The 23,480-nt window shown below is 69.7% G+C and carries 21 protein-coding genes and 3 pseudogenes; 13 read left to right on the forward strand and 11 right to left on the reverse strand.

The genetic code is table 11. The features are described from left to right. The first annotated feature begins 17 nt into the window (after positions 1 to 17). Complete coding sequence (locus tag OG520_RS24670) at positions 18 to 1,376, forward strand: hypothetical protein (RefSeq protein WP_406016559.1); 1,359 nt, start codon at positions 18 to 20, stop codon at positions 1,374 to 1,376. Positions 1,377 to 1,509: 133 nt separating this feature from the next. Here OG520_RS24670 and OG520_RS24675 read toward each other — a convergent pair whose 3' ends face one another. After that, positions 1,510 to 3,000 carry a peptide MFS transporter gene (locus OG520_RS24675; RefSeq protein ID WP_406014628.1) on the reverse strand — a complete coding sequence of 497 codons (1,491 nt, stop codon included), beginning with the start codon at positions 2,998 to 3,000 and terminating at the stop codon, positions 1,510 to 1,512. A 491-nt stretch (positions 3,001 to 3,491) separates the two neighbouring features. Between OG520_RS24675 and OG520_RS24680 the strand changes: the two genes are divergently transcribed. Both OG520_RS24680 and OG520_RS24685 read left to right on the forward strand, forming a co-directional pair. After that, positions 3,492 to 4,169 carry a response regulator transcription factor gene (locus tag OG520_RS24680; protein WP_072488330.1) on the forward strand — a complete coding sequence of 226 codons (678 nt, stop codon included), beginning with the start codon at positions 3,492 to 3,494 and terminating at the stop codon, positions 4,167 to 4,169. 15 nt (positions 4,170 to 4,184) lie between these two features. Beyond that, positions 4,185 to 5,450, forward strand: coding sequence for an ATP-binding protein (locus OG520_RS24685; RefSeq protein WP_406014629.1), 1,266 nt, complete (start codon positions 4,185 to 4,187; stop codon positions 5,448 to 5,450). A gap of 27 nt (positions 5,451 to 5,477) precedes the next feature. Here the strand turns inward: OG520_RS24685 and OG520_RS24690 are convergent, their stop codons facing one another. Further along, positions 5,478 to 6,026, reverse strand: a complete 549-nt coding sequence (locus OG520_RS24690) for a GtrA family protein (RefSeq protein WP_406014630.1) — start codon at positions 6,024 to 6,026, stop codon at positions 5,478 to 5,480. A gap of 173 nt (positions 6,027 to 6,199) precedes the next feature. Here OG520_RS24690 and OG520_RS24695 point away from each other — a divergent pair, with 173 nt between their 5' ends. The 3 genes from OG520_RS24695 to OG520_RS24705 are packed head-to-tail and all read left to right on the forward strand — an operon-like array spanning position 6,200 to position 9,075. Beyond that, complete coding sequence (locus tag OG520_RS24695; RefSeq protein WP_406014631.1) at positions 6,200 to 7,339, forward strand: 5-(carboxyamino)imidazole ribonucleotide synthase; 1,140 nt, start codon at positions 6,200 to 6,202, stop codon at positions 7,337 to 7,339. Beyond that, positions 7,336 to 7,875, forward strand: coding sequence for a 5-(carboxyamino)imidazole ribonucleotide mutase (gene purE / locus OG520_RS24700; RefSeq protein WP_266418407.1), 540 nt, complete (start codon positions 7,336 to 7,338; stop codon positions 7,873 to 7,875). The genes OG520_RS24695 and purE overlap by 4 nt, the downstream gene beginning before the upstream one ends. 6 nt (positions 7,876 to 7,881) lie before the next feature. Then, positions 7,882 to 9,075: a dipeptidase gene (locus tag OG520_RS24705; RefSeq protein ID WP_399327870.1), complete on the forward strand. Its 1,194-nt coding sequence runs from the start codon at positions 7,882 to 7,884 to the stop codon at positions 9,073 to 9,075. Positions 9,076 to 9,121: 46 nt separating this feature from the next. Here OG520_RS24705 and OG520_RS24710 read toward each other — a convergent pair whose 3' ends face one another. After that, positions 9,122 to 9,484, reverse strand: a complete 363-nt coding sequence (locus OG520_RS24710) for a VOC family protein (RefSeq protein WP_406014632.1) — start codon at positions 9,482 to 9,484, stop codon at positions 9,122 to 9,124. Between the two features lie 102 nt (positions 9,485 to 9,586). On the opposite strand from OG520_RS24710, the gene OG520_RS24715 reads away from it, so the two are divergent. Next, positions 9,587 to 10,096 carry a CGNR zinc finger domain-containing protein gene (locus tag OG520_RS24715; protein WP_406014633.1) on the forward strand — a complete coding sequence of 170 codons (510 nt, stop codon included), beginning with the start codon at positions 9,587 to 9,589 and terminating at the stop codon, positions 10,094 to 10,096. Between the two features lie 11 nt (positions 10,097 to 10,107). On the opposite strand, the gene OG520_RS24720 is transcribed toward OG520_RS24715, so the two are convergent. Continuing rightward, positions 10,108 to 11,451 (reverse strand): UDP-glucose dehydrogenase family protein, encoded by a 1,344-nt coding sequence (locus tag OG520_RS24720; RefSeq protein WP_406014634.1) that lies wholly within the window; start codon positions 11,449 to 11,451, stop codon positions 10,108 to 10,110. Positions 11,452 to 11,683: 232 nt separating this feature from the next. Here OG520_RS24720 and OG520_RS24725 point away from each other — a divergent pair, with 232 nt between their 5' ends. Further along, a complete protein-coding gene (locus tag OG520_RS24725) occupies positions 11,684 to 12,841 on the forward strand; it encodes an acyl-CoA dehydrogenase (RefSeq protein WP_124723042.1) in 1,158 nt (385 codons plus the stop codon). Between the two features lie 81 nt (positions 12,842 to 12,922). Here the strand turns inward: OG520_RS24725 and OG520_RS24730 are convergent. The 3 genes and pseudogenes from OG520_RS24730 to OG520_RS24740 form a co-directional block, all read right to left on the reverse strand. After that, positions 12,923 to 13,390, reverse strand: a pseudogene (locus tag OG520_RS24730) (hypothetical protein); the annotation flags it as partial. Beyond that, on the reverse strand, positions 13,294 to 14,100 hold the full coding sequence (locus OG520_RS24735; protein WP_406014635.1) for a helix-turn-helix domain-containing protein: 807 nt from the start codon (positions 14,098 to 14,100) through the stop codon (positions 13,294 to 13,296). The pseudogene OG520_RS24730 and the gene OG520_RS24735, both read right to left, overlap by 97 nt. Positions 14,101 to 14,316: 216 nt before the next feature. Next, positions 14,317 to 14,683 (reverse strand): annotated as a pseudogene (locus OG520_RS24740) (ATP-binding protein); the annotation flags it as partial. Here OG520_RS24740 and OG520_RS24745 point away from each other — a divergent pair. After that, positions 14,671 to 14,919, forward strand: a pseudogene (locus OG520_RS24745) (Scr1 family TA system antitoxin-like transcriptional regulator); the annotation flags it as partial. The pseudogenes OG520_RS24740 and OG520_RS24745 overlap by 13 nt on opposite strands. Further along, positions 14,916 to 15,125, forward strand: a complete 210-nt coding sequence (locus OG520_RS24750) for a DUF397 domain-containing protein (protein ID WP_406014636.1) — start codon at positions 14,916 to 14,918, stop codon at positions 15,123 to 15,125. The pseudogene OG520_RS24745 and the gene OG520_RS24750, both read left to right, overlap by 4 nt. 37 nt (positions 15,126 to 15,162) lie before the next feature. On the opposite strand, the gene OG520_RS24755 is transcribed toward OG520_RS24750, so the two are convergent. Next, complete coding sequence (locus OG520_RS24755) at positions 15,163 to 15,912, reverse strand: SMI1/KNR4 family protein (RefSeq protein WP_406014637.1); 750 nt, start codon at positions 15,910 to 15,912, stop codon at positions 15,163 to 15,165. A 94-nt stretch (positions 15,913 to 16,006) separates the two neighbouring features. Between OG520_RS24755 and OG520_RS24760 the strand changes: the two genes are divergently transcribed. Continuing rightward, the gene (locus OG520_RS24760) at positions 16,007 to 17,017 is read left to right on the forward strand and encodes a DUF5954 family protein (protein WP_406014638.1); all 1,011 of its coding nucleotides are present in this window, start codon (positions 16,007 to 16,009) and stop codon (positions 17,015 to 17,017) included. Positions 17,018 to 17,095: 78 nt separating this feature from the next. Here the strand turns inward: OG520_RS24760 and OG520_RS24765 are convergent, their stop codons facing one another. Beyond that, positions 17,096 to 18,388, reverse strand: a complete 1,293-nt coding sequence (locus tag OG520_RS24765) for an LCP family protein (RefSeq protein WP_399327848.1) — start codon at positions 18,386 to 18,388, stop codon at positions 17,096 to 17,098. A 119-nt stretch (positions 18,389 to 18,507) separates the two neighbouring features. On the opposite strand from OG520_RS24765, the gene OG520_RS24770 reads away from it, so the two are divergent. After that, the gene (locus OG520_RS24770; protein ID WP_266418430.1) at positions 18,508 to 19,056 is read left to right on the forward strand and encodes an acyl-CoA thioesterase; all 549 of its coding nucleotides are present in this window, start codon (positions 18,508 to 18,510) and stop codon (positions 19,054 to 19,056) included. Positions 19,057 to 19,089: 33 nt separating this feature from the next. On the opposite strand, the gene OG520_RS24775 is transcribed toward OG520_RS24770, so the two are convergent. Beyond that, the gene (locus OG520_RS24775) at positions 19,090 to 20,454 is read right to left on the reverse strand and encodes an LCP family protein (RefSeq protein WP_406016560.1); all 1,365 of its coding nucleotides are present in this window, start codon (positions 20,452 to 20,454) and stop codon (positions 19,090 to 19,092) included. Between the two features lie 275 nt (positions 20,455 to 20,729). Here OG520_RS24775 and OG520_RS24780 point away from each other — a divergent pair, with 275 nt between their 5' ends. Further along, positions 20,730 to 21,743, forward strand: a complete 1,014-nt coding sequence (locus tag OG520_RS24780; RefSeq protein ID WP_389975707.1) for a glycosyltransferase family 2 protein — start codon at positions 20,730 to 20,732, stop codon at positions 21,741 to 21,743. 63 nt (positions 21,744 to 21,806) lie between these two features. On the opposite strand, the gene OG520_RS24785 is transcribed toward OG520_RS24780, so the two are convergent. Further along, entirely contained in the window at positions 21,807 to 23,480 is a 1,674-nt protein-coding gene (locus OG520_RS24785) for an LCP family protein (RefSeq protein WP_406014639.1), read from the reverse strand.

Genomic DNA, 23,480 nt, shown 5'->3' on the forward strand with positions numbered 1-23,480 from the left:
CGGCGGGAGTCGCGATGATGCTCGGCGGCGCGGGCATGCTGCTGGCCGCGAGTCCGGCCCAGGCCGCCGACGTCTCGTACCGGACGGAGTGCATTCCGCCGCCCATCTCCGGGCTGCCGGCCGTGCAGGGCACCACCGAGGTGCAGCTGACCGCGCCCGCCGAGGCCAAGGTCGGGGACACCGTCGAGGTGGTCTGGAAGACGGTCGAGGCCGCTTCCAAGAACCCCGACGTGCTCGACCTGGACAAGGACACGGTCAAGCCGACCGGCACCCTCAAGGTGGGCGGCGCCGCCACGGGCACCGTGCAGATGGAAGGGCCGCGGCAGAACCCGCCGATCCCCAAGAACAGCGCCATGGTGCTGCCCGACATGAAGGGCACGCTGAAGCTGGAGAAGGCCGGTGAGATCACGCTGACGCCGGACGCGTACAACATCAACGTCTCCAAGCCGATCTCCACGGACACCAAATGCAGTCCGAAGGAGACCGTGCAGCCGGGCGCGACCATCAAGGTCACGGACGGCGGCGGATCCACCGCCGCGGGCGGTACGACGAGCGGCACCACGAGCGGCTCGACGACCGGTTCCACGACCGGTTCCACGACCGCGGGCGGTACGACCTCCGGATCCACGTCCGCGGGCGGCACCACCTCGGGCTCCACCACCGCGGGCGGTACGACGGCGGGCGGCACCACCTCGGGCTCCGGCGGCGGCAGCGGACAGACCGACTTCCCCGGCAAGGAGGTCGCGGTCCACTTCACCTGTACGTCCCCGGGACCGCCCGACATCTCCTCCAAGGTGACGATCAACGCCAAGAAGAGCGGCGGGAGCTACGCCCTCACGGTCAAGACGGCCAAGGGCGTGATGGACAGCCCGGCCGCGCTGCCGGCCGGTGCGCTCAAGCCGTCCATGGACGTCACCATAGGCGGCGCCGACAAGGGCTCGGTGAAGGTCACCGGACCCGCCAACGCCGAACCGCTGGAGCAGGGCAAGCCGGTCGACCTGCCCGACATGACCGGGACCTACAAGCCCGGCGCGTCCGGCAAGTCCACGCTCAGCCCCGGCACCCTGACGATCGACGTCACCCTGGGCGCCTCGAAGATCAACATCCCGTGCAAGGTCAAGGGCTCGGTGACCCCGTCGCTGGCGCTCGACACCACCGCCCAGCAGGGCGGCGCCTCCGGCTCCGCCACCACGGGCTCCACGGGCGCCTCCGGCTCGACGGCCGGCGGCACGGCCTCCGGCGGCGGACTGGCCGCCACCGGGGCCGAGGACAACGGCACCCTGCGCGCCCTGGGCCTGGTCGCGGGCACGGCGATCCTGCTCGGCGGCGCCGTGTTCACCTTCACCCCGTGGCGCAGGCTGCGCGGCACCAGGTGAGCCGGTTCCCGTAACAACGGCACAAAGGCCTCCGCACCGTCGACCGGTGCGGAGGCCCTTGTGTACGGGCGGTACGTGTTCAGCTGTACGGGCGGTACGCGTTCGGCTGTGCGGGCGGTACGCGTTCAGCGCGTCAGCGCACGTTGCCCATGAGCTGGGTGACCTTCTTGCGGTACATCCAGATCGCGAACGCCGCGACGATCGCGAGCGCCGCCTCCAGACCCACCATGCCGGTCTTGTTCAGGTCGACCCCCGCCAGCGACAGCAGGCTGGTGGTGCAGTCGCCCGCGGTGACCGCGAGGAACCAGACGCCCATCATCTGGCTGCCGTACTTCGCGGGCGCCATCTTCGTGGTGACCGACAGGCCGACCGGGGAGAGGCAGAGCTCACCGACGGTCTGCAGGAAGTAGATCGACACCAGCCACATCGGGCTGACCTTGTCGCCGTCCGTCGTCATGGTCAGCGGCAGCATGAAGACGAGGAAGGAGACACCGACCAGGAAGAGGCCCGAGCCGAACTTGACGACCGTGCTCGGCTCCTTGCCGCGCCGGTTCAGCGCCAGCCATATCCAGGCGACGACCGGGGCCAGCGCCATGATGAAGACCGGGTTGACCGACTGGTACCAGGAGGTCGGGAAGTCCACACCGAACAGGCTGTTGGTGGTGGAGGACTCACCGAAGAGCGACAGCGTGGAGCCGCCCTGGTCGTAGATCATCCAGAACACGGCCGCGGCGACGAAGAACCAGATGTAGCCGGACATCTTCGACTGCTCGGTCTTCGACAGGTCCCGGTCCCGCTTGATCCGCACCAGCACCGCGACCGGAATGAGCAGACCGGCGACGGTGATCGGGACGAGCGCCCAGTTCAGCGTGTAGACATCGGTGGCGACGAGCACGCTGTAGAAGACGACGGCCACTATCAGCCACAGCAGGCCCTTGCGCAGGGTCGTACGGCGCTCCTCGGCCGACAGCGGCTTCGGGACGACGCTGCTGCGTGCGCTGAGGTGGCGCGTACCGATCAGGAACTGGGTCAGGCCCAGCGCCATGCCGACCGCGGCGATGGCGAAGCCGAGGTGCCAGTTCACCTTCTCGCCGATCGTGCCGATGATCAGCGGCGCGGCGAAGGCACCGAGGTTGATGCCCATGTAGAAGACGGTGAAGCCACCGTCGCGACGCGGGTCGTCCGGACCGTTGTAGAGGTGGCCGACCATCGTCGAGATGTTGGCCTTCAGCAGACCGGATCCGAGCGCGACCAGCGCCAGACCGGCGAAGAAGGTGCCGGAGCCCGGCAGCGCGAGCGTCAGGTGGCCCAGCATGATGACCGCGGCCGAGATGGTGACCGTCTTGCGCGGCCCCCAGACCCGGTCGCCGAACCAGCCGCCGGGCATGGCCAGCAGATACACCATCGCCATGTAGATGGAGTAGATCGCGGTGGCCGTGGCCGCGTTCATGTGCAGGCCGGAATTGGAGACCAGGTAGAGCGGAAGCAGAGCCCGCATGCCGTAGAAGCTGAAGCGCTCCCACATCTCGGTCATGAAGAGAGTGGCCAGGCCGCGGGGGTGGCCGAAGAAGGTCTTCGCGGATCCAGATGTACTGGCCGGGTCCTTCGTCAGGCTGGACGCCATGGTCGATCCTTGTGTGCTCGGGACGCTACGCCTTGTGAGCGTGGTGCGCCCGGTGGGGGGAGGCCGGCACCGGCACGGGCACGCCCCACCCCTCACGCCTGAGAGGGGATTCGTCCCGGCCGCCGGACTCGCGAAGGAGTCGGCTGAAGGGGACGGGGACCGACCGCGTCGGGATCCACGCCCGGTGCGCATCCTCGCGCTCCGGGCCCGGCCACAGGTCATTCACTGAGTCCGCGACTGGCGGGTACCAGTCGGCCAACAAAAGAGACCCTTGGCGCTAAAAGCTGCCCAAGGGTCCTTGAGTAGTGCAACAGGCGTCGAGCAACCATACGACACGACAGTGCCGGATATGAACGGACTTGAGAGATGGATCACAGGTTTCAATGGAACCGCGCTCCCATATTCAAAGGCAACTCCCCGTTTATTTCGCAGACCCGCAGGGCTTTTGGATCACCTCACGGCATCCCCTCCGCGCGGACTACCATCACTGCATGACCCGTGTACTGCTCGCCGAGGACGACGCATCCATCTCGGAGCCACTGGCCCGCGCCCTGCGTCGGGAGGGTTACGAGGTCGAGGTCCGTGAAGACGGTCCGACCGCACTCGACGCCGGCCTCCAGGGCGGAATCGACCTGGTCGTGCTCGACCTGGGACTGCCCGGGATGGACGGCCTCGAAGTGGCCCGCAGGCTCCGTGCCGAGGGTCACACCGTGCCGATCCTGGTGCTGACCGCCCGCGCGGACGAGGTGGACACCGTCGTCGGCCTCGACGCGGGCGCCGACGACTACGTCACCAAGCCCTTCCGCCTCGCCGAACTGCTCGCCCGCGTCCGGGCCCTGCTGCGCCGCGGCGCCACCGAGCCCGCGCCGCAGCCCGCGACGCACGGCGTCCGGATCGACGTCGAGTCGCACCGCGCCTGGATGGGCGAGGAGGAACTCCAGCTCACGGCCAAGGAGTTCGACCTGCTGCGGGTCCTGGTCCGCGACGCCGGCCGGGTCGTCACCCGGGACCAGCTGATGCGCGAGGTCTGGGACACCACCTGGTGGTCGTCGACTAAGACCCTCGACATGCACATCTCCTGGCTCCGCAAGAAGCTCGGCGACGACGCCGCCAACCCCCGCTACATCGCGACCGTACGGGGCGTCGGCTTCCGCTTCGAGAAGAGCTGACGTGCGGAAGCACTCATGCGTCGCAGACTGATCAACTCCACGCTCGCCGTGGTGCTCGTGGTGATCGCCGTCTTCGGCGTCTCCCTCGTCATCGTCGAGACCCGCACCATCAGCAACAGCGCCCAGGAGAGCGTCGACTCCGAGGCGCTGCGGCTGATCAACGTCGTCGAGAGCCGGCTGCTGGAGGACGAGCGGATCACCTCCGTGCTGCTCTCCCAGCAGATCGCCGGCAAGCGCTACGCGCTGGTCCAGATCCCCGGCCGTGCGCCCCTCGAAATCGGCAAGCGCCCCACCGGCAGCGTGATCAGAAGCACGGCCGAGGGGGAGCGGGGCGAGCGGGTCACCGTCGAGGAATCCAGCTCCGCGGTCACCCGCGAGGTCGGTCGCACCCTGATGATCATCGGCGCGGTGGCGCTGCTGGCCATCGTCTCCGCCGTGCTCCTGGCCGTACGCCAGGCCAACAAGCTGACCTCACCGCTGACCGACCTGGCCGAGACCGCCGAACGCCTGGGTTCCGGCGATCCGCGACCGCGCCACAAGCGGTACGGGGTGCCGGAGCTGGACCGGGTCGCCGACGTCCTGGACGCCTCCGCGGAACGGATCGCCCGGATGCTGACCGCGGAACGCCGGTTGGCCGCCGACGCCTCGCACCAGCTCCGTACGCCGCTCACCGCGCTCTCCATGCGGATCGAGGAGATCTCGGTCACCGACGACCCGGACACGGTGAAGGAGGAGGCGAACATCGCCCTCACCCAGGTCGAGCGGCTCACCGACGTGGTGGAGCGGCTGCTGACCAACGCCCGCGATCCGCGTACCGGCTCCGCCGTCGTCTTCGATCTCGACGAGGTCGTCAAGCAGCAGATCGAGGAGTGGCGTCCCGCCTACCGGAGCGCGGGCCGCGCCATCGTCCGCTCCGGGAAGCAGGGACTGCGGGCCGTCGGCACGCCGGGCGCGGTCGCCCAGGTGCTGGCCGCGCTGATCGAGAACTCACTGATGCACGGCGGCGGTACGGTCGCGCTGCGCACCCGGGTCACCGGAAACCAGGCGGTCATCGAGGTCACGGACGAGGGCCCGGGGGTTCCCCCCGACCTGGGCGCCCGGATCTTCGAGCGGACGATCAGCGGCCGCAACTCCACGGGCATCGGCCTCGCGGTGGCCAGGGACCTCGCGGAGGCGGACGGCGGCCGCCTCGAACTGCTCCAGCAGCAGCCCGCGGTCTTCGCCCTGTTCCTCAGCCGAGTGGCCCTGAAGCGGCAGGAACCGGAACGCCCGGTGCGGTGAGCGGCGGGCGCGGTCCGTCACCGACCGTCATCGCCGTACCGGATCCGCCTCGACCCGCGGCACCTGCTCCGTCCACCCCTGCTTCAGGATCCCCTCGGGGCCACTGGGCACGGCCTTCTCGACGGGCAGCGCGGCCTTCTCGACGGGCAGCGCCTTGAACACCCACGTCCGGTAGGACCAGAAGCGGAACAGCGTCGCGATGCCGATCCCGAGGATCTTGAAGACATTGCTCTGGACCGGGCTGTTCCATCCGAAGCCGTACGTCGCCGTGTACAGCACACCGGTCTCGATGACCGCGCCCACCGCGCTGAACAGCAGGAACAACGTCAGCTCGCGGGTCCGTCCGCTCTTGTCGCGGTCCCGGTACGTCCAGTAGCGGAAGCCGATGTAGTTGCCGAGGATGGCGACGACGGTGGCCAGCAGACCGGCCCGTACCGTCGGGATCTCCGTGTAGCGCCAGAGCAGGTTGGACACCGCGATGTTGACCACCAGGCCGACCGCGCCGACCACGCCGAACTTGGCGACTTCCCGGGCCAGCAGCTCCAGCCGCGCCCGCAATGCGCCCCGTTCGCTCATGGTGATCGCTCAGCCTGTCTGTCGGTTACGTCAACCCGGTCATGCTAACCAGCCCGTCCCCGCGCCGTCCGTGGATGCCGGGAGCCGTGTGGCGATGCTGGGACACGAGCGCCCGGCCGGGCGGTCGGAGGGCGTCGTCGGGAGCTCCCCGGGGCGGCGGATACCCTGGAGGAGTGACGTTCCCGGTAGTCGGCATGGTCGGCGGCGGTCAGCTCGCCCGTATGACCCACGAGGCGGGCATCCCCCTCGGCATCAAGTTCAAGCTCCTCAGCGACACCCCCCAGGACTCGGCGGCCCAGGTGGTGAGCGAAGTCGTCGTCGGCGACTATCGCGACCTGGACACGCTGCGTGCCTTCGCGCGCGGCTGCGACGTGATCACCTTCGATCACGAGCACGTACCGACCGAGCACCTGCGGGCCCTGGAGGCGGACGGCATCCCCGTGCGCCCGGGACCCGACGCGCTGGTGCACGCCCAGGACAAGGGGGTGATGCGCGCGAAGCTCACCGAGATCGGCGCGCCCTGCCCCCGCCACCGCATCGTGAAGGACCCGGCCGATGCCGCCGCCTTCGCCGAGGAGGCCGGGGGCTTCCCCGTCATCCTCAAGACGGTCCGCGGCGGCTACGACGGCAAGGGCGTCTGGGTGGTCCGCTCCGAGGCGGACGCGGCCGAGCCCTTCCGGGCCGGCGTCGCGGTCCTGGCCGAGGAGAAGGTGGACTTCGTACGGGAGCTGGCGGCCAACATCGTCCGCTCGCCGCACGGCCAGGCCGTCGCGTACCCGGTCGTCGAGTCGATCCAGGTCGGCGGGGTCTGCGACACGGTGATCGCCCCGGCCCCCGAGCTGGACGAGCGGCTCGCCGGCGAGGCCCAGCAGCTCGCGCTCAAGATCGCCTCCGAGCTCGGTGTCGTCGGCCACCTCGCGGTCGAACTCTTCGAGACCCGTGACGGGCGCATCCTGGTCAACGAGCTGGCCATGCGCCCGCACAACTCCGGCCACTGGACGCAGGACGGCGCGATCACCTCGCAGTTCGCCAACCACGTCCGCGCCGTGCTCGACCTGCCGCTCGGCGACCCGCGCCCGCGTGCCACCTGGACGGTCATGTCCAACGTCCTCGGCGGCGACTTCCCGGACATGTACCAGGCGTATCTGCACTGCATGGCCCGTGACCCGCAGCTCAAGATCCACATGTACGGCAAGGACGTGAAGCCCGGCCGCAAGGTCGGACACGTCAACACCTACGGCGACGACCTGGCGGACGTGCGGGAGCGCGCCCGGCACGCGGCCGACTACCTGCGAGGAACGATCACCGAATGACCTCCCCCGCCACCGCCGCACCGCTCGTCGGCATCGTCATGGGCTCGGACTCCGACTGGCCCGTCATGGAAGCGGCGGCCAAGGCCCTCGACGAGTTCGAGATCCCGTACGAGATCGACGTCGTCTCCGCCCACCGCATGCCGCGCGAGATGATCGCGTACGGCGAGCAGGCGGCGGACCGCGGCCTCAAGGCGATCATCGCGGGCGCGGGCGGCGCCGCCCACCTGCCCGGCATGCTCGCCTCCGTCACCCCGCTGCCCGTCATCGGCGTGCCGGTCCCGCTGAAGTACCTGGACGGCATGGACAGCCTGCTCTCCATCGTGCAGATGCCCGCCGGTGTGCCGGTCGCGACCGTCTCGGTCGGCGGCGCGCGCAACGCGGGCCTGCTCGCCGCCCGCATCCTCGCCGCCCACGACGGCGAGCTGCTGGCCCGGATGCGGGAGTTCCAGCAGGAGCTGAACGACCAGGCGACGGAGAAGGGCAAGCGGCTCCGCAGCAAGGTCCAGGGCGCCGACTCCTTCGGCTTCGGGAAGTAGGCGGCCGTGCGGCAGCTGGAGCGGGCGAGGGAACTCCTCGCCGAGTACCCCGTCGTCGACGGACACAACGACCTGCCGTGGGCGCTGCGCGAACAGGTCGGCTACGACCTCGACGCCCGCGACATCGCCACCGACCAGTCCGGCCATCTGCACACCGACATCCCGCGGCTGCGCGCGGGCGGCGTCGGCGCCCAGTTCTGGTCCGTCTACGTACGGACCGACATGGCGGGCGACGAAGCCGTCAGCGCCACCCTGGAACAGATCGACGTGGTCGCCGAGCTGATCGGCCGCTACCCCGCCGACCTGCGGCGCGCACTGACCGCCGACGACATGGAGGCGGCCCGCGCCGAGGGCCGCATCGCCTCCCTGATGGGCGCCGAGGGCGGCCACTCCATCAACAACTCGCTGGGCACCCTGCGGGCCCTGCACACCCTGGGCGTCCGCTACATGACGCTCACGCACAACGACAACATCGCCTGGGCGGACTCGGCGACCGACGAGCCCGGCGTCGGCGGCCTCTCGCCGTTCGGCCACGAGGTCGTACGGGAGATGAACCGCACCGGCATGCTGGTCGACCTCTCCCACGTGGCGGCCACCACGATGCGCGACGCGCTCGACACCTCCACGGCGCCGGTGGTCTTCTCGCACTCCTCGTCGCGCGCGATCTGCGACCACCCGCGCAACATCCCCGACGACGTCCTCGGCCGGCTCCCGGCCAACGGCGGCATCGCCATGGCGACCTTCGTGCCGAAGTTCGTCCTGCCGGAGGCCGTCGCCTGGACCCTGGCCGCGGACGAGAACATGCGCGCACACGGCCTGCACCACCTCGACACCACCGCGCAGGCCATGGAGATCCACGCCGCCTTCGAAGCGGCCAACCCGCGCCCGATGGCCACCGTGGCGACCATCGCCGACCACCTCGACCACATGCGCGAGGTCGCCGGCATCGACCACATCGGCATCGGCGGCGACTACGACGGAACGGCCTTCCTCCCGGAGGGCCTCCAGGACGTCGCCGGCTACCCGAACCTGATCGCGGAGCTGCTCGGCCGCGGCTGGTCCACCGCCGACCTCGCCAAGCTCACCTGGCAGAACGCCGTACGGGTGCTGCGTGACGCCGAGGACGTCGCGCGCGAGCTGCGCACCCGCCGCGGCCCGTCGCACGCCACGATCGAGCAGTTGGACGGCGCGACCGTCTGAGGCACGACGCGTGGGGCGCCCTCCGGGGCGCCCCACGCGTCGTCCGCTATCCCGCGCAGAGGCAGAACGGGTGCCCGGCGGGATCCGCGTACACCCGGAAACTCCGCTCCCGGTTCTCGGCGTCCAGCACGGTGGCGCCCAGCGCGAGCGCCTCCTTCTCCGCCGCGTCCAGATCCGCCACGGTCAGGTCCAGGTGGACCTGCTGCGGTGCGTCCGGGCTCGGCCACCGCGGCGGTACGTGACCGGGCGCGGCCTGGAACGCGAGGAGCGTGCCCCCGACCCCGGTCAGCTCCACCCAGCCCTCCCCGTCGTGCACGATCTCCCCGCCGAGCAGCCCCGCGTAGAAACCGGCGAGCGCGGCCGGGTCGGGGCAGTCCAGAACGACGGCACCCAGGGTGGCAACAGCCATGACAATTCCTCCTCCGACGGATGAATCCTGCCGGTTACCCATATGTGACCTCAACTGGTAACCGTTACTGCATGCTGCCCCAAAGGAGGTAACGTCGCAACCATGAGTGAGAAGGAATCCGCGCCCGGCGCACTCGCGCTGATCGAGGCCCTGGTCAACACACTGGACATCGAGACGGGCGCGGACATGCTCGAAACGGCGGACGGGCGCGCCACCTTCGGTCTCACCGAACCGGAGGTCCCGGACGCCCGGGTCCTGCGCGAGGCGCTCCGCACCGCCTGCCTCGCCCATGCCGGCCACCACCCGCCGGACGATGCCGAGTTCCCGCTCGACCGGCTGCTCGCCGAGGCGCCCCTGCGGGTCACCGTGGACGCGGCGGGCGCTGCCGCACTGCGCCCCGTCACCGAACCGGCCGGGCTGACCGCACGCGTCGCGGCGGCCATCGCCACCGCGGCGGCCGAGGGCACCTGGGCCCGGCTCAAGGCCTGCGAGGCGGAGGACTGCCGCTGGGCCTACTACGACCGCAGTCCGGCGGGACGCCGCCGCTGGTGTTCCATGTCGGTGTGCGGTGCCCGCGCCAAGATGCGTACCTACCGCGCGAAGCGCGGCTGAGGGGCTACGGCTCAGGCCGTCGGGCGCCCCATCGCCCGGTACGTCCAGCCGGCCCCGCGCCACAGCTCGCTGTCGAGCGCGTTGCGGCCGTCCAGGATGATCCGGCGGGACACGACCTCGCCGAGCGCCGCCGGGTCCAGCTCGCGGAATTCGCGCCACTCCGTCAGATGCAGCACCACATCGGCGCCGCGCACCGCGTCCAGTGCCGTGTCCGCGTAGCCGAGGGTCGGGAAGAGTCGCCGGGCGTTGTCCATGCCCTTCGGGTCGAAGACGGTGACCTGGCCGCCCTGGAGGTGGATCTGCCCGGCCACGTTCAGCGCCGGCGAGTCCCGTACGTCGTCCGAGTCCGGCTTGAACGCCGCGCCCAGCACCGCCACCCGCTTGCCGAGGAAGGAATCGCCGCCCACGGCATCCCGGGCCAGTTCCACCATGTGGCCGCGGCGCCGCATGTTGATCGAGTCGACCTCGCGGAGGAAGGTCAGCGCCTGGTCCGCGCCCAGCTCACCGGCGCGTGCCATGAAGGCCCGGATGTCCTTCGGCAGACAGCCGCCGCCGAAGCCGATCCCGGCCCGCAGGAACTTCGAGCCGATCCGCTCGTCGTGCCCGATCGCCTCGGCCAGCTTCTTCACATCGCCGTCGGCGGCCTCGCAGACCTCCGCCATGGCGTTGATGAACGAGATCTTCGTGGCCAGGAACGAGTTGGCCGCGGTCTTCACCAGCTCGGCGGTCGGGAAGTCGGTCACCACGAACGGCGACCCCTCGGCGACCGGCACCGCGTACACCTCGCGCAGCAGCTTCTCGGCCCGCTCGCTCGCCACACCGACGACGATCCGGTCCGGGCGCAGGGTGTCGTTCACGGCGAAGCCCTCGCGCAGGAACTCCGGGTTCCAGGCCAGTTCCGCATCGGCACCCACCGGCGCCAGCTCCGCCAGCCGCGCCGCGAGCCGGGCCGCCGAGCCCACCGGGACGGTCGACTTCCCGACGACCAGGGCGGGACGGGTCAGGTGGGGCGCCAGCGACTCGAACGCGGCGTCCACGTAACTCATGTCGCAGGCGTACTCACCATGCTTCTGCGGAGTGTTCACACAGACGAAGTGCACATCGCCGAAGGCGGCCACCTCCTCCCAGGAGGTGGTGAACCGCAGCCGTCCGGTGGACCCCGCGATGCCCTCGACGTGCTTGCCCAGCAGCTCCTCCAGCCCCGGCTCGTACATCGGGACCTTGCCGGCACCGAGCATCTCGATCTTCTCGGGCACGACATCGAGGCCGAGCACCTCGAAGCCCAGTTCCGCCATGGCCGCGGCGTGGGTGGCGCCGAGGTAGCCGGTGCCGATCACAGTGATCCTGAGGGCCATGAAGTGCTCCTGTGAGATGCGGACAGACGTGCGGTGAACGAGCATAGTCGTGCCCCCGAAGACCAGGTTTTCCGCCCGTCCGCACAGCTTGCCCGCCCCTTCCCCGACCCCTTTCCTCCCTTTCGCCCACCCCTGTCGCGAAGCTCACGCGGACATTGCGTAGGCCATCTCGGGAGCCGCGCTCTAAAATTGGGTTACTTAACGGTAGTTAGCGTCTTGGGGAGTGAGCGTCTTGGCGGGTTCGACCGATTTCGACCTGTACCGTCCGGCCGAGGAGCACGAGATGCTCCGGGAGACGGTGCGTGCGCTCGCCGAGGCGAAGATCGCCCCACACGCGGCGGCGGTCGACGAGGAGGCGCGCTTCCCGCAGGAGGCGCTGGACGCCCTGACCGCGGCGGACCTGCACGCGGTGCACGTACCCGAGGAGTACGGCGGCGCGGGCGCCGACGCCCTCGCCACGGTCATCGTGATCGAAGAGGTGGCCCGAGTCTGCGCCTCCTCCTCCCTCATCCCGGCCGTGAACAAGCTCGGCTCCCTCCCGGTGATCCTCTCCGGCTCCGAGGACCTGAAGAAGAAGTACCTGGGCCCCCTCGCCAAGGGCGACGGCATGTTCTCGTACTGCCTCTCCGAGCCCGACGCGGGCTCGGACGCGGCCGGCATGAAGACCAAGGCCGTCCGCGACGGCGACTTCTGGGTGCTCAACGGCGTGAAGCGCTGGATCACCAACGCGGGCGTCTCCGAGTACTACACGGTCATGGCTGTCACCGACCCGACCAAGCGCTCCAAGGGCATCTCGGCCTTCGTCGTCGAGAAGTCGGACGAGGGCGTCTCCTTCGGCGCCCCGGAGAAGAAGCTCGGCATCAAGGGCTCGCCGACCCGCGAGGTCTACTTCGACAACGTCCGCATCCCCGCCGACCGGATGATCGGCGAGGAGGGCACCGGCTTCGCCACCGCGATGAAGACCCTGGACCACACCCGCATCACCATCGCGGCCCAGGCCCTCGGCATCGCCCAGGGCGCCCTCGACTACGCCAAGGGCTACGTCCAGGAGCGCAAGCAGTTCGGCAAGCCGATCGCCGACTTCCAGGGCATCCAGTTCATGCTCGCCGACATGGCCATGAAGCTGGAGGCGGCCCGCCAGCTCACCTACTCGGCCGCCGCCAAGTCCGAGCGCCTCGACGGTGACCTCACCTTCTTCGGCGCCGCGGCCAAGTGCTTCGCCTCCGACGTCGCGATGGAGATCACCACCGACGCGGTCCAGCTGCTCGGCGGCTACGGCTACACGCGGGACTACCCGGTGGAGCGGATGATGCGCGACGCGAAGATCACCCAGATTTATGAAGGCACGAATCAGGTGCAGCGGATCGTGATGGCACGGAACCTGCCGTAACGGTTGCTGATCCTGCGTCCGGCCCCCGATGCGCGCATCGGGGGCCGGACGTGTGTATGTGGCGAGGAGACCGGGGCTGGATCACTCCCCGGTGAATACTTCCTCGATGGTGGCGGCGGTGGCGGCGCGGTTCAGCCACTGGCGCAGGAGCTGGAGGTCGTCGCAGCTGGTGATTTTCTCGCGGGTCTTGTCGGCAAGGGCGATGCCACGTGCTTCGAGAACCAGCAGGATGTCCTCGGCGCGGCTTTGCGCCCGACCTTCCGCCCGGCCCTCTGCTCGGCCTTCGTCCCGGATTTCTTCCGACATGAAGGACTTGTAGAAAGACGTGTCCACGGCCACCAGGTTCCTCCACTGTTGTGCGGCCGGGCGGTTGCCCAGGCCCTGTGCGGTGAGTTCGACGATGGGATCGGCGATTGCTTCCGGTGTGTCCCGCAGCGCGGCGGACAGCGTTTTCAGTATGGCACCGACGTCCGGATTGTCGGCGTGTGTGATGGCGGCCAGGGTGGCGAGCGCGAGGTCTTTGCGGGCTTCGGCCACATCGGTGATGAGGTGTCGGGGTGGGCGTCGCGTTCGAGCCAGGTGGCGACGCCGGGGGCGAGGGCGTGGATGTTGCTCTCGGAGAGGACGAGTTGAGGCGCGTGGCGGCGCAGGTCGGCGAGGAGTGCGGTGGCCACGCGCTGGAGTTCCGGCGTGAGCTCTTGCGGCTGGGGGAGCGGCGGAGGCGGCGTCGTGCGCGCGGTGGGGGCCGGTACGAGGGCGGGGGCGGGCTGCGGTTGCGGCGCGGGGCGCGGTTCGGGAGTGGTTTCGCGCGGCGGTGGCGGTGGTGTGGGCTGCGGGGTCGGTTTGCTGGGGACCGTCCTGGGCCGAGGAGCCGGGACGGGGTGGCCGACCGCGCCGGGCTGGTTGTACGAGACGGTGCGGGTGACGATGCGGCCGTCGGCGAGGCGTAAGCGACTGCGGTGGAGGTAGCCGTGGGCTTCGAACTCGCGCAGGGCGGCGGCGATGCGGGTTTCGCTCTCGGGGAAGCGTTCGGCGAGGCGCTTGATGCCGATCCTGGCTCCGGCGGGGAGCGACTGGATGTGGGCGGCGAGCCCGATTGCGGCGAGGGAGAGTCCGCGGTGCTGGGCGAGGTGGTTGCCGATGACGGTGAAGCCTGCGGCATGCCGGAAGTTGTTGTGGATGACACCGGATGACGGTGTGGCGTCTCCGGGTACGGGGGACGGGGCGCACGGGGGCGCGGTAATCTGCGGGGTATCCATCGGGAAGGCTCTTCTTCCTCGGTGGTCAGGCCCCCGGTTGAGACTGTGAATCTCGGTCGGGGGCCGTCGCGTGTCTGGAGTTGTCGCGGCGAGCATATGCCAGGCAACCCGTATGAAATCCAGCCCAGTTGCCCCATGTCACCCGAGTGAGTGACGGGAGTGGGGCGGGGTCGGGTTTGGGTGGGGGAGGGTAATTTCCCCAAGTTCTTAAAAGCTTTATGCGTCGTGGAACGCGAGGACGTGGCTCACCGGGTCGTGGGTTTCCGCGACCCGGTGGAGCGGTCGCGGTACGAGGTCGAGTTCGGCCCAGACGGTCTTGCGCGGGACGGGGCCGACGACGGCCCCAGCGGTCGGCGAGTGCCTCGACGATCAGCAGGCCGCGCCCGCCCTCCGCGAGCCGGTCGGGCGTGGACGCGACGGGCAGTTGCTCGGCCCGGGTGTCGGTCACCTCGATCCGCAGGAGCTCGTCGCGGTGGGCGGTGAGGCCGAGTTGGAAGCTCCGTCCCGATACGCGGCCGTGGACGGCGGCGTTGGCGGCCGGCTCGGCGACGATGTGCGCGGCGGGTTCGCAGGCGATTCGCCATCCAGGTCATGCCAACGGCCCGGGAGGAGCACGCTGGAATGCAGGGGGAGACGCAGGTGCTGAAGTTCAAGGACGGTACGGCCATGGGGCGTTCGGAAGGGGCGTTCAATGGTCGGGCTGTATCCGACCCGAAGCAGCTCCGAATCCTTGAGCTGCGGTGTGGCGTGATCCGGGCCCAGGCTCTCACCCCGCGTGAGTCGTTGGCCTTCATCGAGCAACTTCTGGGAGAAACATGATCAGCGAGCTCTCCGCCAGGGGCGGCCATGAGCTGGAGTGGCGCAAGAGCAGCTACAGCAGCAACAGCAGTGAGGCTGACTGCGTCGAGGTCGCCGCTGCCCCCGGCACGGTTCACGTCCGGGACTCCAAGAACGCCCAAGGCCCACGCCTCGCCTTCGGCCCCAACGCCTGGGCGGGCTTCGTCTCCTACGCGGCCGAGCACTGATCCCGCTCGGCTGCCGGCCCTGACGGGACGACTCCCGTCAGTCCTCCTCGCCCTCCTCGTCCTCCCCGTCGAAGCGGTCGAAGGCCGCCTCCGTGCGGGCACGGAACACCGCGGTCCCGCGATCGTCGCGGAGGATGATCTCGTCGTGCGCGTACCAGCGTGAGCCCGGCTGTTGGCTGATCGGGTATTCCGGGAACGGCAGGCGCTGGAAGGTGGCGGGGATGTCCTCGGGCAGGCCGGTGTCGTCGTCGGGGGTCACCCATCCCATCAGGTCGTCATCGGCGCACAGAGCCTCGGAAAGGACGATCTCGACGAACGCGACGCTGACCCGGCCCAGCCACGCGGCCCAGTCGTCGGCGGTGGGCCGGACGAGGTCGGCGCGGACCACGACGGGCGGGTCGTCCTGGTCGAGGTCCGTGACGCGTATGCCCCAGTAGGCGCAGGACTGGTTCTCGACGCGGAAGACCAGCACGCCGCGGTCCTCGTCCAGGTAGAGGTCCTGCGGGGCGAGCAGCGCGTCCTGATTGTCGGTCAGGTCCTTGCGTCGCCCGAGCAGTTGGTAGGCCTCGCGCAGCGCCGCGGGCAGGGGCAGGCCGAGCCGGGCCTGTGCCGCGTCGAGTTCGGCGGGGGCGTAGCCGTCGGTCCCGGCGAGGGGGCTTTGGCTCCAGTCGCGGGCGAAGGCGCGGATGAAACGCCATGCCGCCTGTCCGTCGGGCTGCTCGCCGACGGCCGCGGCGAGTGCGTCGAGGTCGAGCATGAGGTTCGGGGGCTGCGGCTCCTGGGTCATGCGTGCGACTGTAGGCGCCGCCACTGACAAGGTTCCGTGCCCTCCTTCCCGTATTCCCCGCACCTTCCGTCCACGGCCTCGGCACACTGGGTGCATGAGCGATCACCATCAGGCACCTCCGGATCACCTCGTCATCAATGTGCAGCGCCGGGACGACCCGGTGGCCCTGGTCACCGAGGCGGACGCGTTCGCCTCGTCCCGGACGTACGGGAAGATCGTGGTCCGGGGGCCGCTCTTCGGCATTGCCGAGCAGCGCCGCGGCGAGCGGCCGCGGTGGCGGCTGCTGACCGACATGGCGACCGGCTATCCGCAGGATGCCCGTGACGAGCTGAACTCCCATCTCTGGTTCAAGGCCAAGGACGAGACGAACGACCCCCGCGAGCGACGCATCCTGCTGGACGCGGTGGCCCGGCTGGAGACCGAGCCGCTGAATGAACTGACCGTCGGCGATACGCGCTACCGCGTCGTGCGCGCCGACGAGTTCGCCCGGACCGGCGAGGGGCGCCTGGAGCCGCCCAGGCCCACGGACGTCGACTCCGAGGGCTGGGACACCCAGCCGCGCACGCCCTCGACCACCAAGGGCTTCGTCATCGACCACGCGGCGGCGGTAGGGCTGACGGAGGGCCTGGACCGGATGGGCCTGGTGCCGCTCTCGTACACCTCGGAGCGCTTCCCGCCCGATGTACTGGCGGATTCGCAACGGGCGTTGCGGACCCATCCGGGCCTGGTGCTGCTGCCGGTCGTCTTCCGGGTGATGGAGCGCAAGGAGAAGTCCTGGTCGATGGCGTCCAGTCAGCACCCCACTCCGCAGGACGCGCGGCGCTCACTGGTCCACTATCTGAAGACGATGCTGCCGCTGACCGGGGAGGTCGACGAGCAGGAGGCCGCCGTGTACGCGCGGGCGGTGGATGCGTTCACCCGGCGAGTGCGGCCCAACGAGCTGAAGGTACGGGGACGTAGCTTCGAGATCGCCCGGATCGAACGGATGATGCGCATCGGTCCCGCCGGTCCGGAGGGGCCACGGCGCTCGGACGTCGACGACCAGGAACCCACGAAGATCCATCCCTCGATGGACGAGTGGGGCAACATCGACTACAGCGAATAGCGGTGGGCCGGAACCCGGCACAGGCGGAACCACAAAGGCCCGGACGGCGAACCGTCCGGGCCCTGCCGCCGGTCGTCGTCAGTTCTCGGTGACGGTGACCTTCTCGTCGTTGTTGAGCTGCTCCACCAGCTGCTTGACCTTGGCCTTGTCCCAGACCAGGTTGCCGCCCGTGGAACCCGAGATCGGCATGTTCATCGACTTGCCGTCGCCGCCCGTGACGTCCTTCATGGCGAAGAACATCTGGCCCAGGGACCAGAGCGACATGTCCTTGTCCACGATCAGGGTGTCCAGGCCGGCCCCCATCGTCGGGTACAGCTTGAACGGGTTGAGGATCGTGGAGGGCGTCGCCGTCTGGCTCGCCAGCGCCGCGAGGAACTTCTGCTGGTTCTTCGTCCGGTCCAGGTCGCTGCTGAAGGCGTGCCGGGTCCGGACGAAGGCCAGCGACTGCTCGCCGTTCAGCGTCTGCTTGCCCGCCGGGAAGTCGGCACCGGACCACTTGTCCTTGAAGGCCTTGGGGATGTCCAGCTCCACCCCGCCGATCGCGTCCACGATCTGGGCGAAGCCGCCGAAGCCGATCTCGACGTAGTGGTCGATGTGCAGTCCGGTGTTGAACTCGACGGTACGGACGAGGAGTTCGGGACCGTCCGTGGCGTACGCGGCGTTCAGCTTGGTGAAGCGGCCGCGGCCCGGGTAGAGCTTGCCGGAGTCGGAGCCCTTGAACGAGGGGATCTCGACGTTCGAGTCGCGCGGCAGGGAGATCAGCGTCGGCCCGTTGGATCCGTCGTGCAGGATCATCATCGAGTCGGTCCGCTTGCCTTCCGCGGAGCCCGTGTGGAGCTTCTTCTTGTCCTCGGCCGTCATGCCCTCGCGGCTGTCGGAGCCGACGATCAGGTAGTTGGTGCCGTCACCGCTCTTCGGCCGCTCGATGACCTTGGAGAGGTCCACCTCGCGCTTGAGCTTGGAGTCGGCCCAGAAGTAGGTGCCGATGGAGACCGCGAGCACCACGACCACCAGGGACAGCGCGCCTATCTTGATCCGGCGGCGCCAGTCGGGCGCCGGGCGTCCCTGGGCGTAGCCGCCACCGCCCTGGCCGCCGCCGTGGCCGTTGCCCTGGCCGCCGGCATTGCCGCCGCCGTAGACCTGGCCCGTGCTGTACCCGCTGTCGTACTGCGGGCCACCGTTGTCGTAGCCGCCCGGCTGCTGGGGGATCGGCCGCTGCCTCGGCGGCGCGGGGTGCTGCCGCTGCGGGGCGGGGCGCCGCTGGACATGCGGCATCGAGCGGGCGCTCTCCGGTTGCTCACCGGCGCTGCCCTGCCCGTAGCGGTTGCCGCGGCGGTTGTCGTCGGACCATCCCTCGGGCCAATCGTTCATGCGAACCAGTGTGCAGGCCAGGAGTACCGCTATTACAGGGGGTGCGGGAAATCGCATCAGGGCTGTTGCGAAGCTGATGCATTGCCGCCGGGTGGAAGCCCCCGCATAAGGTGGACGGTATGACAGATCAGGCCCCGCGCCCGGAGGGCGACATTCCGGGCAAGCCGACCGCCGCTTCCCGGACCACCCTCAGCCACATCATGACCGGCAGCGACACCAATCTGCTGGGTACGGTGCACGGTGGCGTGATCATGAAACTGGTCGACGACGCGGCGGGCGCCGTGGCCGGCCGGCACTCCGGCGGTCCCGCCGTGACGGCCTCGATGGACGAGATGGTCTTCCTGGAGCCGGTCCGGGTCGGTGACCTCGTGCACGTCCGCGCCCAGGTGAACTGGACCGGCCGCTCCTCGATGGAGGTCGGCGTCCGGGTCATGGCCGAGCGCTGGAACGAATCCACCCCCGCCCAGCAGGTCGGCAGCGCCTACCTGGTGTTCGCCGCGGTCGACGCGGACGGCAAGCCGCGCCCCGTACCGCAGGTGATCCCGGAGACGGGGCGCGACAAGCGGCGCTACCAGGAGGCGCAGATCCGGCGCACCCACCGCCTCGCCCGCCGCCGCGCGATCAGGGAACTGCGCGAGAAGCGCGCGGCGGAAGGCATCGAGGACTGAGAGGCTGTCGGGGCCGGTGCCCCGGGGGCGTGGTCAGGGGCAGGCCACCTGGTCACCCGTGACCGTGTCGAACTCGCCGTTGTTCGTCTCCTCGGCCTGTACCTGCCGCACCTTCTCGAAGTCCGCGCCCGCCGTCACCCGCAGCGTGGCGCCCTGCCCCGGCACCGCCCGCAGCTCGGCCCCGGGCAGCGCGAGGGCCAGCGACTTCGCGGACCGGTCCCAGCGCGGGTCGTAGGTGATCAGGGTGTGCTTGAGGCCGCGCGGCTCCCCGTTGAGCGGGGCGCGGGTGGTGTCGAAGCCGGTGGCGCGCAGCGCGTCGTCGACCGTCTTGCCGAGTCCGTCCCTGGCAGTCCCGTTGTAGACCTGGACCCGGACCTCCCGGGGGGCGACGTCGACCTTCACCGCCTTCGGCTGCTCGGGCCGCGCGGGGGCGAGCGGTTTGTCCTCGCGCAGCGCCCGGAAGAGCTTCTTCGACTTCGCCTCGTCCCATTTCACCGTCGAGCCGATGCCGTTGACCGGGTAGGAGACATTTCCCATCGGTACGGAGGCGAACTCGGACGAGGCCGGCGAGAAGCCGCGCATCGCCTGGCCGAGCTCCAGCATCTGCTCCGTACCGAACCCCTTGTCGGCCCGGACGGAGCTGAGCATCGTCGAGGCGACGTCCTGGAATTTCACCGGGTTCAGCAGCACGCCGCTACTGGTCGTCTGCTTGATCAGCGAGGCGAGGAACTTCTGCTGGCGCTGCATCCGGCCCAGGTCGGCGGCCGCGTCGATATGCCGGGAGCGTACGTACTGGAGGGCCTGCCCGCCGTTCAGCTCATGGGTGCCCGCGGCGAGATCGAGACCCGTGTACGAGTCCTTCATCGGCCGGGTCGTGCAGATCTTCACCCCGCCCAGGGTGTCCACCGTCTTCATGAAGCTGGTGAAGTCGACCTCCAGATAGTGGTCGATCTTGATGCCCGTCATGTGCTCAACGGTCCGCACGGTCAGACTCGGCCCGCCCTCGGCATAGGCCGCGTTCAGCTTCACGGGGTGCGCGGAGTGCTGCGCACCGGTGTTCCGGTCGGTGTGCTCGGGGATCTCGGCGTAGCTGTCGCGGGGCAGCGAGACGATGCTCGCGCGCTTCTTGTCCGCCGACAGATGCACCAGCATGACCGTGTCGGTGCAGTGGCAGGGCGCACCGCCCAGCCGGTACTTCTCCTTCTCCTCCGCGGTGATCCGGTCGCGGCCGTCGGTGCCCACGAGCAGCAGATTCATGCCGTTGCCCGCGCGTGGCCGGTTCTTCATGTCCTTGAACGGATCGATCCGGTCGATCCCGGTCTCCAGATTGGTCACCACCGCATGACCGATCCCGCCGGCCCCCAGCACCAGCACGGAAAGACCGGTCACCATTCGCATGCCCCAGCGGGGCCGCTCGTCCTGTTTTCTGGACCTGCGCTGCGGCGGAACCGCGCGGGAGCGCGACGAACTGGGGGAGTGGTGCGGTGTGGGCACGGGGGACCTCCGCGGTGCGAGGGGAACCGTTCGCACAGTAGGTCCATATGATCTACGGCCCGGTGCGCAACCCGGCGGGGCGCGCCGGTATCCCCCATTCGCGGTAACGTGGCGGCCGAATCATGCCGCCTGGTGGGGTGCGAACCCCCGGCGCTCCCGAGGACCACCCGAGGATCACCATGTCTGCCGCGCAGCACCCCGCCGTCTCCGTGATCATGCCGGTGCTCAATGAGGAACGTCACCTCAGGAACTCCGTCCGGCACATCCTGGAGCAGGAGTACGCAGGTGAGATGGAGGTGGTCATCGCGCTGGGCCCCTCCACGGACCGGACGGACGAGATCGCCGCGGAACTGGTGCGCGAGGACCCCCGGGTCCACACCGTCCCGAACCCGACCGGCCGCACCCCGGCCGCCCTCAACGCCGCGATCAAGGCCTCCCGCCACCCGATAGTGGTGCGGGTCGACGGCCACGGCATGCTCTCGCCGAACTACATCGCGACCGCCGTCCGCCTCCTGGAGGAGACCGGTGCGCAGAACGTGGGCGGCATCATGCACGCCGAGGGCGAGAACGCCTGGGAGGACGCCGTCGCCGCGGCCATGACGTCGAAGATCGGCGTCGGCAACGCGGCCTTCCACACCGGCGGCCAGGCGGGCCCGGCGGAGACCGTCTACCTCGGCGTCTTCCGCCGCGAGGCGCTGGAGAAGGCCGACGGCTACAACGTGGAGTTCATCCGCGCCCAGGACTGGGAGCTGAACTTCCGCATCCGCGAGGCCGGTGGCCTGATCTGGTTCTCGCCCGAGCTGAAGGTGCAGTACCGGCCGCGCCCCTCCGTGCGGGCGCTGGCCAAGCAGTACAAGGACTACGGCCGCTGGCGGCACGTCGTCGCCCGCTACCACTCCGGCTCGATCAACCTGCGCTACCTGGCCCCGCCCACCGCCGTCTGCGCGATCGCGGCGGGCATCGTGGTCGGCGCGGCCGTCACCCCGTGGGCGTTCGTCGTCCCCGCCGGGTACGTCGCGGCGATCGTCGCCGGGTCCGTACCGGCGGGCAAGGGCCTGTCGCTGAAGGCGCGGGCACAGATCCCGGTGGCCCTCGCGACCATGCACATGTCGTGGGGATACGGCTTCCTGACCAGCCCGCGCTCGCTCGCGAAGAAGGTCATCGCCAGCCGCCGCCCGGCCGTGACCGTCTGAGCACCGGAACCACACGGGGCCCCTCCGATGTACCGGAGGGGCCCCGCGGTGCGTCGTACCCGGCTACCAGCTGAAGCCCGGCTGGATGTCCATGCAGGCCGTCTCGTCGTCGCCGTTGAGCGCCCGCGCGCTGTCCGGGGTCTTCTCCTCGGCGGAGGACGCGTGGTAGTCGCCGTCCTCGCGCCAGTCGGCCCCCACGGTCAGCGTGATGCCCGAGACGTCGGTCGACTTCTTCACCGCCGACAGCGGGATGCCGAGCGCCTTGGCGACCGACTGGGCGTTGCCCTCCATGTCCACGGTGGGGAAGAGGATCCCGGTCCGCTTCTCCGCCTCGGTGTTCTGCGAGTCGATCGCGGCCTGGGTGAAGCCCTTGCCGGTCAGCAGCTCCTTGACCGTCGAGGCGCGGCCCTTGACCGGGTAATCGGTGTCGGTACGCGTTCCGTTGCGGACGGTCACCGGGATCTCGGCCGGGGATGCCGTGGGCTTCTTGGCAGCGGCCGGCGTCTTGCGCTTGGACGCCTTGCCGTCGAGCGGGACGTCGTCGCGGACCATCTGGAAGAGCTGGTCGGCGTCGCCGGGCTTGGGGAGCACCCGCTCCTTGAGCGTGCCCGTCCCGTAGACGTTCGGCATCGTCGTCATGGTGATGCGCTTGGTGGGTACCTTCTTGAGCTCCTCCGCGAGGTCGTAGAGCTTCTTGACCGTCTCGATGGACTTGTCGACGGTGAGCGCGTCGGTTGCCGCCTCGGCGAGGTCGGTCAGCTTGCCCGGGTCGGTGAGCTTGGTGCCCTTGCGCAGCTCACGGACCATCGAGTTCATGTACATGTGCTGGGCGTGGGTGCGGCCGAGGTCGGTGCCGTCCTCGAAGCCGTAGCGGGTGCGCAGCCACTGGAGGGCCTGCTGGCCCTTGATCTTCGTGGTGCCCTTCTCCAGCTTCAGCCCGGAGCCCTTGCCCGCGCTGTTGCGCGAGTAGACATTGCTCTTCACACAGACCGGGACGCCGCCGATCGCGTCGGCCATCGAGACCACACCGGAGAAGTCGATCATCATGAAGTGGTCGATGGTGATGCCGGTGAGCTCGTACCAGGTGGCCACGGAGCATCCGGGACCGCCGCGGCCGAGCGTCTCGTTGGTCATCTCCAGACCGGTGGTCGCCTGGTAGACGTGCTTCGTCTTCGGGTCGGTGCACTTCGGGATCTTCAGCATCGTGTCGCGCGGCATGCTGATCACCGACATGTTGCTGCGGTCGGCGGAGACGTGCAGCAGCATCTGTACGTCGGCCAGGGGAGGCGCCCCGAAGGTGTCCTTCGCCCCGCCGAGTTTCTGGTTCTCCTTGGAGTCCCGCGCGTCCGAGCCTATGAGCAGGATGTTCAGCGGGGTCTGACCGGCGGCGTTGGCCTTGTGGTCGGCCATCTTCTTGTCGCCGAGGGTCAGATCGGCCTTCTTGAGATTGCCGTTGAGGTGCTCGTAGTAGAGGTATCCGGCCCCCGCGCCGCCGACTATGAGCAGCGCGAGAACCGACGCGCTCCAGCGCAGCACCCGGCGTTTGCCCTTCTTGCCGCGCCGCTTCGAGCCACTGCGCCGGTGACCGCTCTCCCCGGAAGCGGCCCGCTGCTCCCCGGTGCCGGAGTCCGTGCTGCTCTCCGACCCCTCCTCGTACAGCCCGTCGTCCCAGCCGAGTTGGCCGGCGTGCCGGACGCGTGGCCGCGTCCCCTCCCCAGGCGTACTGCTTCGTGCCAC

Origin of the sequence: Streptomyces sp. NBC_00984 (assembly GCF_045162475.1) — a bacterium.
GTDB lineage: Bacteria > Actinomycetota > Actinomycetes > Streptomycetales > Streptomycetaceae > Streptomyces.

What these genes read in the sequence shown, in the direction of transcription:
- OG520_RS24670 (WP_406016559.1), top strand. Translation starts at nt 18, where the DNA reads ATGCTCGGCGGCGCGGGCATGCTGCTGGCCGCGAGTCCGGCCCAGGCC.
- OG520_RS24675 (WP_406014628.1), bottom strand. Translation starts at nt 3,000, where the DNA reads ATGGCGTCCAGCCTGACGAAGGACCCGGCCAGTACATCTGGATCCGCG.
- OG520_RS24680 (WP_072488330.1), top strand. Translation starts at nt 3,492, where the DNA reads ATGACCCGTGTACTGCTCGCCGAGGACGACGCATCCATCTCGGAGCCA.
- OG520_RS24685 (WP_406014629.1), top strand. Translation starts at nt 4,185, where the DNA reads ATGCGTCGCAGACTGATCAACTCCACGCTCGCCGTGGTGCTCGTGGTG.
- OG520_RS24690 (WP_406014630.1), bottom strand. Translation starts at nt 6,026, where the DNA reads ATGAGCGAACGGGGCGCATTGCGGGCGCGGCTGGAGCTGCTGGCCCGG.
- purE (WP_266418407.1), top strand. Translation starts at nt 7,336, where the DNA reads ATGACCTCCCCCGCCACCGCCGCACCGCTCGTCGGCATCGTCATGGGC.
- OG520_RS24710 (WP_406014632.1), bottom strand. Translation starts at nt 9,484, where the DNA reads ATGGCTGTTGCCACCCTGGGTGCCGTCGTTCTGGACTGCCCCGACCCG.
- OG520_RS24715 (WP_406014633.1), top strand. Translation starts at nt 9,587, where the DNA reads ATGAGTGAGAAGGAATCCGCGCCCGGCGCACTCGCGCTGATCGAGGCC.
- OG520_RS24720 (WP_406014634.1), bottom strand. Translation starts at nt 11,451, where the DNA reads ATGGCCCTCAGGATCACTGTGATCGGCACCGGCTACCTCGGCGCCACC.
- OG520_RS24735 (WP_406014635.1), bottom strand. Translation starts at nt 14,100, where the DNA reads ATGGATACCCCGCAGATTACCGCGCCCCCGTGCGCCCCGTCCCCCGTA.
- OG520_RS24750 (WP_406014636.1), top strand. Translation starts at nt 14,916, where the DNA reads ATGATCAGCGAGCTCTCCGCCAGGGGCGGCCATGAGCTGGAGTGGCGC.
- OG520_RS24755 (WP_406014637.1), bottom strand. Translation starts at nt 15,912, where the DNA reads ATGACCCAGGAGCCGCAGCCCCCGAACCTCATGCTCGACCTCGACGCA.
- OG520_RS24760 (WP_406014638.1), top strand. Translation starts at nt 16,007, where the DNA reads ATGAGCGATCACCATCAGGCACCTCCGGATCACCTCGTCATCAATGTG.
- OG520_RS24765 (WP_399327848.1), bottom strand. Translation starts at nt 18,388, where the DNA reads ATGAACGATTGGCCCGAGGGATGGTCCGACGACAACCGCCGCGGCAAC.
- OG520_RS24770 (WP_266418430.1), top strand. Translation starts at nt 18,508, where the DNA reads ATGACAGATCAGGCCCCGCGCCCGGAGGGCGACATTCCGGGCAAGCCG.
- OG520_RS24775 (WP_406016560.1), bottom strand. Translation starts at nt 20,454, where the DNA reads ATGCGAATGGTGACCGGTCTTTCCGTGCTGGTGCTGGGGGCCGGCGGG.
- OG520_RS24780 (WP_389975707.1), top strand. Translation starts at nt 20,730, where the DNA reads ATGTCTGCCGCGCAGCACCCCGCCGTCTCCGTGATCATGCCGGTGCTC.